This is a genomic window from Alienimonas sp. DA493 (assembly GCF_043951915.1).
In the GTDB taxonomy this organism is placed as follows: Bacteria; Planctomycetota; Planctomycetia; order Planctomycetales; family Planctomycetaceae; genus Alienimonas.
Map to the genome: position 1 here is coordinate 1 of NZ_JBINJD010000153.1, position 12,030 is coordinate 12,030.

Here is a 12,030-nt window from a genome sequence, read left to right on the forward strand (position 1 = left end):
CGATGAAGAACGGTCCGCAGAGCGGACCCTACGGGACGGCGCCCGCACGCATTGCCCGAGTCAACACGCCGTCCCACACCACCGCCAATCCTGCGGCGCTGCGGTCCACGGTGAATCGCTCCGTCCGCCGGCGGGCCGCGGCGGCGAGGCGGGAGCGCTCCCCCGCGTCGCCCAGCAGACGGTCGACCGTCGCGGCCAGCGCCGGCGGGTCGTCCGGGGGCACGGCGGCGCAGGCGTCGCTCAGCATCTCCCGCGTGCCGCCGACGGCCGTGGCGACGATCGGCGTTCCCGCCGCGGCCGCTTCCAGCAACACCCGCCCGAACGGCTCCTGACGGGCCGGGTGCACCAGCAGGTCCGCCGCCGCGAGCAACCGCGGCACGTCGTTCCGAGTGCCCAGCCGATGCGTCCGGCCGGGGGCGTGCGCCGCCAGCGCGGCGAAGACGTCCGCTTCGAACCGCACGCTCTCCGCCTTCCGGCTCCAACGTTCGCCGACCGCCAGGAAGTGCGGCGCCGGCTCGGCTCGAACCCGCCCCGCGGCCTCGGCCAGCACGTCCCAGCCCTTCCGCAGACCAATCTGACCGACGGTGAGGACCAGCGGGGCGTCCGCGGGTGCGCCCAGTTCCTCCCGCACCGAACGGCGGGCCGCCTCCCGCTCCACGCCCGCCAAAAACGCCGCCGGGTCGAGGCCGTTGTGCACCACCGTCACCCGCTCCGCCGGCAGGCCGCGGGCGACGTGGTGGTCGCGGGTCGCGGCGCTGACGGCCACCAGCGCGTCGCACCGGCCCAGATCGCGCGTCGCCCGCTTTGACAGGTTCAGAATGTCCCGCAGATGGGCCGTCACGGGGCACGGCAGCGGGTCCGCGGCGTCGTCTTGCAGCCGCCCCAGCGCCCGGCCGACGCTCAAGCTGTTGCCGTGCAGCAGGGCCGGCGGGCTTCCTGTCAGGGCCTGAACCCGTTCCAAGGCCGCCCGCAACGCCGGCGGGTCCTTCACGTCGCAGCCGACCTGCGGCAGCCCCGCGGCGGCCAGCGCCCCCGCCAGCGGTTCGTCCGGCGGGGCGAGGGCGACGAGGGCGAACCGGTCCCGCAACCGCTCGCAGACCGCCAGAAACGAGCGTTCCCCCCCGTGCAGCGAGGGGTACTCGAAAGCGACGGCGACGGTCGGCTTCGCCAAGGGGAAAGGCGTAGGGCGTGAGGCGTAAGGAACGAGGGGATACTATGCGACTTGTCCCGTCCCTTACGCCTTACGCCTCGCCCCTTGCCCCTCCGTTACGAAGACGTCTGCTCCGTCGAGGAGATCCCGCCGAACGAACTCCGCGCCTTTGAGGTGAACGGCGTGTTCGTCGCCGTGGCCCACCTGCCCGGCCCCGACGGCGACGCGGTCGGCGGGACGTTCACGGCGATGGAGGACAGCTGCCCCCACGCCGGGGCCCCGCTGTCGGACGGTCACCTGGAGCCCGGCGGCTGCGGGGCGGACGGCGAACCGGACGCCGGCGGGGCGACGGTCGTCTGTCCGCTGCACGCCTGGCGGTTCGACTGCCGCACCGGCCAGTGGTGCGACGCCCCCAAGGGCAAGGTGCGGGTGGAAACCTACCCGGTGAAGGTCGAAGCCGGCCGCGTCCTGGTGCACGTCCCGGACTGAGCGACTTGAGGCGCCTTCGCTGCGATCGGAGGGAGCGCTCCCGGCGACTCCCGTGCGCTCCCTCCGGTCGCGGCTAACGCAGGTCTTGCGACTCGCCGTCGTCCGCCGGGCTGAGGGACTGCAGGAACGCGGTCACCTCCGCCTCGTCGTATTCGCTCTCCGGCAGGGTGAGTTGGACGACGTAGCTGGACGTGCCCTCGCGGAACATGCCGAACGCCCGCCGCACCGGGCCGGCGGGCGCTCCGGGTTCGGCGGCCGCGGCCGGGTCGCCGGGGCGGAGGTCGCCGTCGTCGGTCACGGCGGCGGTCGAACCGAAGGCGACCGGATACTCCCGGCCGTCCTGCGTCACGACGGTGCGGACCTCCGCCTCGCCCCCCGCGGCGCCGCCGAAGTCCGCGGCGGCCGCGGCCACGGCGGCGGCGGGGTCGGCGTCGTCGTGGGTGCGGCGGGAGAGGATCAGCCGCCCGCCGCCCGCGGTCGCGTAGTCCACCAGGTCGGTCCGCCCCTCGCTGAACCACCCCACGACCGGCGGCGGCGGCACGCCGAGGGCCTGGGCCGGCTCGAACCGCTCCGGGACCTCCGCGACGAACAGGGCGGCGGCGACCTCGCGGACGCGCTGCGGATCGTCCGTCTTCTCGACGCCGTTCGCCCAACTCAGCCCGCCGCCGCAACAGATCAGCACGCACAGCCCCGCCGCCCCGAACAGCCAGGCGAACGTCCGCGTCGTGGCGTCGGCCGTCGCGTCCGGGTCCGACGCCGCCAGCGCCGCGTCCGGCGTGCGGGCCGCGGGCGGTTCGGCGTCCGCGGGCGCCCCTTCCACGTCGGCGGGGTCGGCGTCGGTCACTCGACCGGCTCGTCGGCGGCCTCGACGGCGTCCGCGTCGGCGGCTTCGGCGTCGACCTCGGCCGTGCCGACCTCGGCCTCCTCCATCACGTCTTCGTTGCCGGGCGGGACGGGCTCGGTTTGCGGGTCGACCAGTTCGATGCTTTCCAGCATCGAGACGATCTCGGCCTCGTCGTACTCGTCCTCGGCGATGGTGAGGTTCAGGATATAGACGTCCGTGCCGTCGGTGAACGTGCCCTTCACCTCGCGGAAGGCGCCGAGGTCCGCGCCCTGCTGGTTGCGGCCGGTCCCCTCGCTGAACTGCCAGTCGATCGAGCGGCCGTCGGCGGTGACGAGGGTGCGGGTCTCCGTGCTCGTCACGTCCACCCGCACGCCGTTGTTGTTGCCGTCCTGGTTCATGCCCTGGCGCAACTGGGCTTCCATCTGCGCCTGATCGCCGCCGCCCTCGGGGATGCGGAGTTTCATGAGCATCAGCTGGCCGCCACCGGGGGTCTGATAGGCGGCGAGTTCCATGCGGAAGTCGGCGAACCACCGCATGAACGGGATCGCCCCGCCCATGCTGACCTGCGGGGTGAAGTCGTCCGGGATGTCGATCGTGAGGATCTCGTCCGTTTTGGCCCGTACGCCGGCGGGGGTGTCGTCGGGCGTCAGGCCGCTGGCGCTGATCTCCCAGAAGCCCCCGCAGCAGCACAGCCCGATCAGCAGGCCGCCGCCGATCAGCAGCCCCACGAGCACCTTAACGCCCGTGCCCATCCCCTTCTGCGGGTCGGGCGCCTCGACCTCCCGGTCGGAGGCGTAGGTGCCCAGGTCGGCGTGGGGGCCGTCTTCCGGGTTGGGGGCGTCCCCGCCGTACTCGTTCGGGTCGTGGGGATCGTCGGCCCAGGGATCGTCGGCCATCGGGGGCGTTGCGGAAAGAGGCGGCGGGGACGGGGGATTGTGAAGCCGCCGCGACGAATCAGCAACGCCGCCGACGCCCGCGGCGCCCGCGGGGGAGGCGGCCGCCGGCTCAGCGGCGGGGTCGGCCGGGGGCGTCCGGGGGGCGGAGCGGTCCCGGCAGGCGGCCCTCCGCCAACGCCAGCAGGTCCAGGGCCAGCTCCGCCCCGATCGCCCGGCCCTTCGTCAGCCACGCCGCCGCGAAGGCCCACGCCGCGATCCCCTCCAGCCAGAACAGCGCGTTCCACCGGTCGCAGACCTCCCGCCACGCGTCCGGGAACAGAAATAAATAGGCGCCCATCGCCGGCGTCGCCAATAAAATCACGACCCCGCTGACTCGATACACCACGTTCCGCCACCAGCCTTTCCCGTGGCCGGCGGTCGTCCGGACCGATTCGCCGCCCTCTTCCTCCCCGTCCTCCTCGCCGCCGCGGGGGAAGTGCACCAGCGAATAACAGCCCAGCGTGAGGAAGAACAACCCGCCGGAGAGCGAATGAATGAGTCCCGGCACGGTGCGGGTGTAGGGCGGGGCGCTGTCGGCGTCGATTGGGAAGAACGCGGCCCCCAGCGCCGCGACGCAGCCCACGTTCGCCGTCCAGTTCTCCGCCCGCCCCTCGCCCTGATAGCAGAATAAGAACGCCGCCGCCCCGCACAGCGTGCCCACGAACACGTCCCGCAGCGGGGTGTGATAATAACTGCTGATATCGTCCTGCACCGGCACCCCGACCATCCACCCGCCGAACAATAAAACGACCGGGAACGCCAGCCCCGTCACCCCCACCGCCCGCCGCAGCGCCAAGTACGACACCACCGGCGTCCGGGCCGGCGCGGGGAACTCGGGCGGCATCGGGGGGACTAAAGGCGGAAGGGTGAGGGCGGAAGGCGGAAGGAACCCGCCAGCGTAGCGCCATCCGCCATCCGCCTTCCCCCATCTGCCATCCGATCTCACCCCCCCGCCCACTCGCTCGCCGCCTGGCGGGCGCGGGCGGGGTCGGTGGTGCCGGTGACGATCACGCGGCCGTCGGCGAAGATCGTGACCTCGCCGGGGGGGCCGTCGGCCTCCAGCGGGGGCGTTTCGACCGCCGCGAGAAAGCGGTTCGCCCGCACCGCCTCCTCGCCCGCCGCCCGCCGCCAGCGGGCCGCGAGGGCGTCCAAATCAATCCGCGCCCCGCCCGGCGGGGCCGCGAGTTGCACCCCGCCCCGGCCGCACAGCGTGGCGCTGCCGGACCCTCGCCCGCCCCGCAGCCACAGGCGTTCGCCTTCAAATCCGGGTCGCCCGCCGCCGCACGCCGGGCACTCGCCGCTTTCGAACAGCGCCCGCGTCCCCACCTTCCGCACCGTCCCGCCCCAGGCGTCGATCATTAACAGGTGCGGGTCGTCGACGAACCCGGCGCCGCCCTCCTTCAATCCCCCGAGGATCTTCAACGCGAACCCGGCGGCGAAGCTCGCGGCAATATTGACCGCCGGCAGGATCACCCCGGCGGTGTCGCAGGTGTCCGTCTCCCCCGGCGGGGGCGGGTCCGGCAGCACGCAGCGCAGGCAGGCCGTCCGCCCCGGCAGCGCCGGCATCGCCCGCCCCCCGCCGCCCACCGCCCCGCAATACACCCACGGCACGCCGGTTTCTAACGAGAGGTCGTTGAGCAGGTAGCGGGCTTCGAAATTGTCGCTGCCGTCCAGCAATAACGTCGCCCCCTCGGCCAGCCGTTCGATATTGTCCGCCGTCGCGTCCTCCACCCGCGGATCGAGGGCGGCCTCGGAATTAATCCTCGCCAGCCGCTCCGCCGCGGCGATCGCCTTCGGCGTGCGGGCCGCGGCGTCGGCTTCCGTATAAAGCGTCTGCCGGGCCAGGTTGGACCGCTCCACGAAGTCCCGATCGACCCACCGCACCCAGCCGCCGGCCGCGTTCAACCCCACGCCGGCCCGCACCAGCGTTTCGGCCAATACGGAGCCCGTCGCGCCGCAGCCGACAATCAACACCCGCCCCGCCGCCAGCCGGGCCTGACCGGCCGCCCCCAGCGGGCCGAACCGGGCCTGCTTGCGGTAGCGCCCGGCCAGGATCGCGCGTTCCGCCTCCGGATCGAGCGACGCGGCGGCGGGGTCGGGGGGAACGGTCATCAGCGAAACGGCGTTTTTTCGGCAAGCGAGGCGGTTCGTCGGGTCCGGGACGGGAAGGGCGGAAATCCGGCCGGACGGGGCGATCGGGCCATTTTCAAACATTTGCCCCGTTCGACCAGCGATCGGCCGGAGCCGTCTTCCCGATCGCCCGCCGAGAGCCCACAATCGCCGCCGAACGGATTAGTGTACACGATGACACTAACACCCTCGCAGATCCCGTATTCGAAAGCGATTTCCCATGTCCGTGATCACGTCCCGCGGGACGAAGACCTTGCTGCCCCGCCGCGACCCTGAGCAGTTCTGGAACTGCGTGCGGGCCGAGTACGCCGCCGAGGACCGCCGGCGCTGGAAGAGCCTGGCGATGCTGACCCTCACCGAGGGCCTCGGCTGGCCGCCGGAACGGGTCGCGTTGGCCTTCGGCCTGACCCGCCGTCAGGTGAACCGCGGCGTCGACGCCACCCGCCGCTCCCTCAAAACCCGCTTCCGCCCGGACTGGGACGAGGAGACAGATGAGGGACGTGGGATGTCGGACGGGGGATGCGACGCGCAGGCGTAAGTCCACGCCCAATTTTCCATCCCAAATCTGAAATCCGCCAACCCACATCCTCATGCGTCTCGAACACCTCCCCCTCTCCGCCCTCACGCCCGCCCCGCACAATCCGCGGGTGGCGTTGAAACCCGGCGACGCCGGGTGGCGCAAGCTGAGCGCCAGCGTGCGGGCCTTCGGGCTCGTGCAGCCGCTCGTTTATAACCGCCGCAGCGGTCTGCTCGTCGGCGGTCATCAGCGGTTGGAAGTCCTGAAGCACGACGCCGCCGCGAACGGCGGCCCCGACACGGCCCCCTGCGTCGTCGTCGACCTGCCGGACGCGGAGGAGAAGGCCCTCTGCGTCGCCCTCAACAACGCCGACGTCGGCGGGTCCTGGGACGGCGCCAAGCTGGTCGACCTGCTGGGCGAGCTCTCCGCCGAAGCCCTGAAGCCGGACGCCGACTTCGACGCCGCCCTCACCGGCTTCGACCCGGACCAACTCGACGCCCTGCTGATGACGCCGGCCGGTCCGAGCGGATGTCTCTCGCCTGACTCCGAGCCGACTTCGACTGACTCCTGGCACGAGGCGGCCCCGCGGCCGGTCGCCGTGGCGCTGGAGGTCCCGCCGGACCGCTGGGCCGCGGTGCGGCCGGACCTCGACGCGCTCGTCGGCAATCACGACCTGACGGTGCACGTCACCGGGGCGCCGGATTGAACCGGGCTTCTCGCAGGCTCGGCGGGCGGACGCCCGCCGCTCGCCTCCTCCCTCATTCCCCCTCCCTCCTCACCCCTACCGCACGCCATGCACCTTTCCGTTTCCCACCCCCTGCGGCCCCGCCGACGCAGCCTGAACACTGCCCGAGTCGCGGCGTCGTTCGGGCTGGACGTCGACCCGGCCGACCGCCTCACGATCGCCGAGGAGCTGCCCGTGTCCGCCGGCCCCGGCCGGATCACGTTGTTCACCGGCCCCAGCGGGTCCGGCAAGAGCACCCTGCTGCGGGCCGCCGCCGACCGCCTCGAAGCGGACGGCGCCGCGGTCGTGCGGGCCGACGACCTCGCCCTGCCGGACCGCCCGCTGGCGGATGCGTTGCCGATCGGCTTCGACGCCGCCTGCGCCCTGCTGTCCAAGTGCGGACTGGCCGAGCCCCGCCTGCTGCCCCGCACGCCGGCAGAGCTGAGCGAGGGCCAACGCTTCCGCTTCCGCCTCGCCCTCGCCGTCTGTCGGGCCCGCCTCGGCGAGGCGCCGGGGGCGGTCGTCTGCGACGAGTTCGCCGCCGTGCTGGACCGCACGCTGGCCGCCGCGGTGGCCCACAACGTCCGCCGCTTGTGCGCGGCGACCGGGGTCGGCTTCCTGCTGGCGACCACGCATGAGGACCTCTCCGCCGACCTCGCCCCGCACCACGCCGTCCGCTGCCGCTCCGCCGGCCCGCCGCGCTCCGACGCGGCGCTCGAGACGGACGAAGCCGACCCCCTCGCCGGTCGCACTCTGCTGGGGCCGCTGTTCGCTGACGACGACCTCGACGGCCGCATCTCCTTCGCCGGGGATCTGTTCCTCACGACCGCCTCCCGCGGCGACTGGCCGGCGTTCGCCGACTGGCACTACCGCGCCCACACCGTCGGCATCGTCCGCTACGGCGTGATGCTGTGGCACGGGAGTCAAAAGGAGGTCATAGATGAGTCACACGGGAGTCTAAAGCGGACGGAGCCGGTGGGGATCGCCCTGTTCTGCTCGCCGCCGCTGTCGCTGCGGGGGCGGAACCGGTACTTCGGCGCCGGCTCGCGGTGGACCTCCGCGGGCATTAAGGCGATGAACGCGCAGCTGGTGACGCTCGCCCGGGTGGTGTTGCACCCGACGTATCGGGGGTGCTCGTTGGCGGCCCCGTTCGTCGCCGCCGCCTGCGACGCCTGCCCGTTTCCGTGGGTGGAGTCCCTCACCCAATTAGGCCAGACGCACCCGTTCCTGGAGCGGGCCGGGTTCGTCAAGGTGCCGGTCGAGCCCGCGACGAAACAGGGAACGAAGCCGAACGACCTGCGTCAGCACAGCGCCATTTACGGCGCCGGCGGGCGGGGAAAGAAAAAGGGCGTGCTCTCGGCCGCCTCGCACGCCAAGAGTCGTTATGCGGCGCCGGCGTATTTCATTCGCGACAACCGCTCCGCCCCCGCCGTGCTGGAGGCGAACCGCCGTGAACGGGAGGCGTGCGATGACTGAAGAACTCCCCGACCCGCACGAACCGGACCCGTTCACGCCGGTCCCGCTGACGGCGGAGCAGCGGGCCGCGGTGGTGCGGGCGCTGACCGCCGGCGCCGCCCCGCAGAAGGCCTGCACCGACGCCGGCGTGGACCCGCTGCAATTCTTCGCGGCCCTCGCCGAAGACGCCGAACTCGCCGTGCAGATCGGCCGCCTGGACGTGATGCGCAGCCTCAACGTGCTGGCGATCACCTATCAAAAAGCGTTGTCCGGAGCGTCGGCCGATCGCAGTCTGTATCTCAAATTCCGCCCGCCCCCGCCGGCGGTTCCGGCGGACGAGGAGACGTGCGAACTGGAACGCCCCGCCCGGGACACGGCCGAAGAGGAACTGGCGGACCTGCTCAAAGACTGGCCGGGGGATCGGTCCGATGTCTGACCTCATCGCCCGGCCGCCCCGGCGGCGGTACGTCTATACGAAGTCCCAACTCCGCCGGGAGCTGGCCCGGCGGCGGGCGCGGCGGGCGGCGGAGACCTTAAAAGCGGCCGCGGCGGACCCGCGGGCGTTTCGGGCGGAGCTGGTGTTGAACGCCGGCGGGCCGCCGCTGGGCGAATCGATGCTGCCGTGGCAGCGGGCGGACTTCGCCGCCCTGGACCCCGCCTGGCTCCGCGTCGCCGGTCGGCCGCTCGCGGACGGCTATATCTCGCCGGAGACGCCGCTCGGCCGGGCGTGGCTGGAGCGGCCGCGGGGGCATAGTAAAACGGCGGACACCGCCGTGATGCTCGCCTGGGCGCTGCGGTTCGCCCGACGGCCGATCCGCGGGGTCGTCGCGGCGGCCGATCAAGATCAGGCGGGGCTGGTCCGGTCGGCGCTGGCGGCTCTGGTGCGGGCGAACCCGCAACTGTTGGGCGAGCTGAAAGTCGGCGCCCATCGCATCACCCACCCGGCAACCGGCGCCCGGCTGGACGTGATCAGCGGGGACGTGGGCAGCAGCTACGGGCTGACGCCGGACTTCGTGATCTGCGACGAACTCTGCCACTGGTCCGACGCCGGGTTGTGGCACTCGCTGCTGAGCAGCGCGGCGAAGACTCCTGGTTGTCTCCTGATTGTCCTCACGAACGCCGGCTGGGGCCGTGACTGGCGGTGGACGGCCCGGGAGGCGGCGCGAACGCGGCCGGATTGGCTGTTCCGCCGGTTGCCCGGGCCGTGCGCCCCCTGGGTGACGCCCGCGGCGCTGGCGGAGCAGCGGGCCCTGCTGCCCGAGCCGGTGTTCGCGCGGCTGTGGCTGAACGAGTGGCAGGCGAACTCCGCGGCGGCGTTCTTCACCCCCGCGGAGGTCGCCGCCTGCGAGGACGCGACGCTGGAAATCCCCCCCGTCGGTCGGCCCGGCGTGCGGTACGCCGCGGGGGTGGACTACGGCGAGAAACGCGATCGAACCGCCTGCTGCGTGGCGCATCGCTGTCCGCGGAGCGGGCGGATCGTCGTCGACCGGTTGGACGTCGCCGCCCCCGCCCCGGACCGGCCGGTGCCGGTCGCGTGGGTGGAGAATTGGCTCACGGAGGTCGCCGCGAAGTACCCCGGCCTGCGGGTCGTGGCGGACGAGTACCAGCTCGCCGGGCTGGCCCAGCGGCTGACCGGGCGGGTGCGCATCGAACGCTTCGCCTTCGCCGCCGGCCGGGGGAACGACGAACTCGCCCGGGCCCTGCGGACGGCGGTGTACGGCGGCCGCCTCGCCTTCCGGCCAGGCGTCGGCGCGGTCGAGAGTCATTCGGGAGACACATCGGAGACAACGGACGATCTCGCCGCCGAGCTGCGGGCGTTGGAACTGGTCGAGCGGCCCGGCGGGCGGGTGCGGTTCGATCATCCCTCCGGCGGCCACGACGACCGGGCCTTCGCCCTGAGCCTCGCCGTGTGGGCGCTGGCCGACGACCGCCCGGCGGGGCCGGAGCCGCTGCTCGTCTCCTCCCCCGCGTTTTGACCTCCGCACCAACCCGAAGCGTGAGCGAGGGCGTCGGACGCCGTCCGGCCTCTTTCTCCCGCGGCTGCGCCGCGCCCCTCGCCGACGCTTCGGGTTGGTCGCCCCTCACTCCTCACTCAACACCCCTCACTCTCCAAACTTCATGTTCACCCTGTTTAAAGACACCCTCGCCGCCGCGGCCCTCAAAGCGAAGGGGGATCGACTCGCCCGGGAACGGGCCGTGGCCCTGCTGGAAGGCGCCGGCCGACCGTCCGCTTACTCGCTGAACGACGCCGCCCCGACCGCGGACGCCGGCTGGGCGGAGGTGGGAACGGGCGGCGCCTCCCGCAGCGCGCCGGGACGGCGGTCCGCCGCGGAGATCCGCACCGCCGCCCGGGAGCTCGCCGCGGAGAACCCCTACGCCAAGAACGCCCTGCGGGTGCTGGAGGCGTACGTCGTCGGCCCCGGGGCGACGCTGTCCCACGCTCGCCGGCCCGCGGCTTCGGGAGTCAACCCGGGAGACACTGACTCCCCCGCGGGAGACACCGAGTTGCGGGCGGTGTGGAGCCGCTTCTGGGAGGCGAACGGGCCGCACGTCACGCTGAACGAACTGGCCGTTCGCACCTGGCGGGACGGAGAGTGCTTCGTCCGCTTCTTTCCCCGGGCCGGCGACGTGCCGGCGGCGCGGTTCCTCGATCCGGAGGAGATCGGCCCGACGCGGGAGCGTCCGGAGTCGCTGGGCGTGCTGACGGACCCGGCGGACGCCGTCACGCCGGTGGCGTACCTGCGGATCGACCCGACGAACGGGGAGCACGTGGAGACGATCCCCGCCGCGGAAGTTCTGCACGTGAAGGCCGGGGCGGACGACGCGGAGGTCCGCGGGGTGAGCGTGCTGGCCCCGCTGATCGCCCCGCTGACGCGGCACGCCGAATGGCTGGAAACCGAACTGACGGCCCGGCGGGTGCAGGCCTCGGTGGTGCTGTGGCGGAAGGTGCAGGGGAACGTGAGCGCCTACGGCGACACGGACGGGACGGCGGGCGACCTGGCCGGGGCGCGGGCGGACCGGGGGGTGTTCGCCCCCGGTTCGATCCTGACCACGCCGGACACCACCAACTTGGAGTTCCTCGCCCCGAAAACCAGTTTCGCGGAGGCCAGCCGGATCGGCCGGGCGCTGCTGCTGGGGGCGGCGGCGGGGGTGGGGTTGCCGGAGTTCATGCTGACCGCCGACGCCAGCAACGCGAACTACGCCAGCACGATGGCGGCGGAGGGCCCGGCGGTGAAGCGGTTCGCCGCGGAGCAACGCTTCTTCGCCGCCGCCCTGGCCCGGTTGTGGGCGCTGCTGGCCCGCGACGCGGTCGCCCGGGGCGTGGTGAGCGAGGCGGCCGTCGCCGGGTTGGCGCCGGAGTTCACCTTCGCCGATCTGGCCCACCGGGATCGCCCGGCCGAACGCACCGCCGACGTGCGGCTGGTCCGGGCCGGCGTGCTGAGCCGGGCGGAGCTGGCCCGGCGGGAGGGCGTCGACCCGCAACGGATGCGGCGGGAAATCGGGGCGGAGACCGGCGAGTGAGGCGGTGCGTCCGGCGGGCTCACCGCTCCTCGATCTCGAGGACCCACAGGGTCTCCCCCTCAAAGTTGAAGCCGGCGACGAGGTCGGCATCGAGTTCGTCGTCGCAGTCCAATTCGAGCCGCAGTCGGGCTCCGGCGGGTTCGACCGCGGCGATCGAGACCGTCAGGTTGAGCAGACAGTTCATCGGAATGTGCAGGAACATCCCCGGCCGGACCTCCCCGGCGTCGAGCGTCGCTTCGACCTCGAGCCAAGGTGGGTGCGGCC

The 12,030-nt window shown here is 72.9% G+C and carries 13 protein-coding genes; 7 read left to right on the forward strand and 6 right to left on the reverse strand.

What is annotated here, in order from left to right; all coding sequences use genetic code 11:
- Window positions 1–28: 28 nt before the first annotated feature.
- A complete protein-coding gene (locus ACG2DA_RS18260) occupies window positions 29–1,171 on the reverse strand; it encodes a glycosyltransferase family 4 protein (RefSeq protein WP_395257463.1) in 1,143 nt (380 codons plus the stop codon).
- 84 nt (window positions 1,172–1,255) lie between these two features.
- Between ACG2DA_RS18260 and ACG2DA_RS18265 the strand changes: the two genes are divergently transcribed.
- The gene (locus tag ACG2DA_RS18265; RefSeq protein WP_395257465.1) at window positions 1,256–1,639 is read left to right on the forward strand and encodes a Rieske (2Fe-2S) protein; all 384 of its coding nucleotides are present in this window, start codon (window positions 1,256–1,258) and stop codon (window positions 1,637–1,639) included.
- A gap of 73 nt (window positions 1,640–1,712) precedes the next feature.
- On the opposite strand, the gene ACG2DA_RS18270 is transcribed toward ACG2DA_RS18265, so the two are convergent.
- The 4 genes from ACG2DA_RS18270 to ACG2DA_RS18285 all read right to left on the reverse strand — a co-directional run bounded on the left by ACG2DA_RS18270 (window position 1,713) and on the right by ACG2DA_RS18285 (window position 5,530).
- Window positions 1,713–2,483 (reverse strand): hypothetical protein, encoded by a 771-nt coding sequence (locus ACG2DA_RS18270; protein ID WP_395257467.1) that lies wholly within the window; start codon window positions 2,481–2,483, stop codon window positions 1,713–1,715.
- Window positions 2,480–3,379, reverse strand: coding sequence for a hypothetical protein (locus tag ACG2DA_RS18275; protein ID WP_395257469.1), 900 nt, complete (start codon window positions 3,377–3,379; stop codon window positions 2,480–2,482). The genes ACG2DA_RS18270 and ACG2DA_RS18275 overlap by 4 nt, the downstream gene beginning before the upstream one ends.
- Window positions 3,380–3,488: 109 nt before the next feature.
- Complete coding sequence (locus ACG2DA_RS18280) at window positions 3,489–4,262, reverse strand: hypothetical protein (protein WP_395257471.1); 774 nt, start codon at window positions 4,260–4,262, stop codon at window positions 3,489–3,491.
- A 98-nt stretch (window positions 4,263–4,360) separates the two neighbouring features.
- Complete coding sequence (locus ACG2DA_RS18285) at window positions 4,361–5,530, reverse strand: ThiF family adenylyltransferase (RefSeq protein ID WP_395257473.1); 1,170 nt, start codon at window positions 5,528–5,530, stop codon at window positions 4,361–4,363.
- Between the two features lie 238 nt (window positions 5,531–5,768).
- On the opposite strand from ACG2DA_RS18285, the gene ACG2DA_RS18290 reads away from it, so the two are divergent.
- The 6 genes from ACG2DA_RS18290 to ACG2DA_RS18315 all read left to right on the forward strand — a co-directional run bounded on the left by ACG2DA_RS18290 (window position 5,769) and on the right by ACG2DA_RS18315 (window position 11,766).
- Entirely contained in the window at window positions 5,769–6,086 is a 318-nt protein-coding gene (locus ACG2DA_RS18290; RefSeq protein ID WP_395257475.1) for a hypothetical protein, read from the forward strand.
- A 52-nt stretch (window positions 6,087–6,138) separates the two neighbouring features.
- Window positions 6,139–6,771, forward strand: coding sequence for a hypothetical protein (locus ACG2DA_RS18295; protein ID WP_395257477.1), 633 nt, complete (start codon window positions 6,139–6,141; stop codon window positions 6,769–6,771).
- A gap of 87 nt (window positions 6,772–6,858) precedes the next feature.
- A complete protein-coding gene (locus ACG2DA_RS18300; protein ID WP_395257479.1) occupies window positions 6,859–8,265 on the forward strand; it encodes a hypothetical protein in 1,407 nt (468 codons plus the stop codon).
- Complete coding sequence (locus ACG2DA_RS18305; RefSeq protein WP_395257481.1) at window positions 8,258–8,680, forward strand: hypothetical protein; 423 nt, start codon at window positions 8,258–8,260, stop codon at window positions 8,678–8,680. Before ACG2DA_RS18300 ends, ACG2DA_RS18305 begins: the two co-directional genes overlap by 8 nt.
- On the forward strand, window positions 8,673–10,220 hold the full coding sequence (locus ACG2DA_RS18310; RefSeq protein ID WP_395257483.1) for a terminase large subunit domain-containing protein: 1,548 nt from the start codon (window positions 8,673–8,675) through the stop codon (window positions 10,218–10,220). Before ACG2DA_RS18305 ends, ACG2DA_RS18310 begins: the two co-directional genes overlap by 8 nt.
- Window positions 10,221–10,362: 142 nt before the next feature.
- Window positions 10,363–11,766: a phage portal protein gene (locus ACG2DA_RS18315; RefSeq protein ID WP_395257485.1), complete on the forward strand. Its 1,404-nt coding sequence runs from the start codon at window positions 10,363–10,365 to the stop codon at window positions 11,764–11,766.
- Window positions 11,767–11,785: 19 nt separating this feature from the next.
- Here ACG2DA_RS18315 and ACG2DA_RS18320 read toward each other — a convergent pair.
- Window positions 11,786–12,030: hypothetical protein (locus ACG2DA_RS18320; protein WP_395257487.1), on the reverse strand; the 245-nt coding region annotated here is incomplete at its 5' end.

What these genes read in the sequence shown, in the direction of transcription:
- ACG2DA_RS18275 (WP_395257469.1), bottom strand. Translation starts at nt 3,379, where the DNA reads ATGGCCGACGATCCCTGGGCCGACGATCCCCACGACCCGAACGAGTAC.
- ACG2DA_RS18280 (WP_395257471.1), bottom strand. Translation starts at nt 4,262, where the DNA reads ATGCCGCCCGAGTTCCCCGCGCCGGCCCGGACGCCGGTGGTGTCGTAC.
- ACG2DA_RS18285 (WP_395257473.1), bottom strand. Translation starts at nt 5,530, where the DNA reads ATGACCGTTCCCCCCGACCCCGCCGCCGCGTCGCTCGATCCGGAGGCG.
- ACG2DA_RS18290 (WP_395257475.1), top strand. Translation starts at nt 5,769, where the DNA reads ATGTCCGTGATCACGTCCCGCGGGACGAAGACCTTGCTGCCCCGCCGC.
- ACG2DA_RS18295 (WP_395257477.1), top strand. Translation starts at nt 6,139, where the DNA reads ATGCGTCTCGAACACCTCCCCCTCTCCGCCCTCACGCCCGCCCCGCAC.
- ACG2DA_RS18300 (WP_395257479.1), top strand. Translation starts at nt 6,859, where the DNA reads ATGCACCTTTCCGTTTCCCACCCCCTGCGGCCCCGCCGACGCAGCCTG.
- ACG2DA_RS18305 (WP_395257481.1), top strand. Translation starts at nt 8,258, where the DNA reads ATGACTGAAGAACTCCCCGACCCGCACGAACCGGACCCGTTCACGCCG.
- ACG2DA_RS18310 (WP_395257483.1), top strand. Translation starts at nt 8,673, where the DNA reads ATGTCTGACCTCATCGCCCGGCCGCCCCGGCGGCGGTACGTCTATACG.
- ACG2DA_RS18315 (WP_395257485.1), top strand. Translation starts at nt 10,363, where the DNA reads ATGTTCACCCTGTTTAAAGACACCCTCGCCGCCGCGGCCCTCAAAGCG.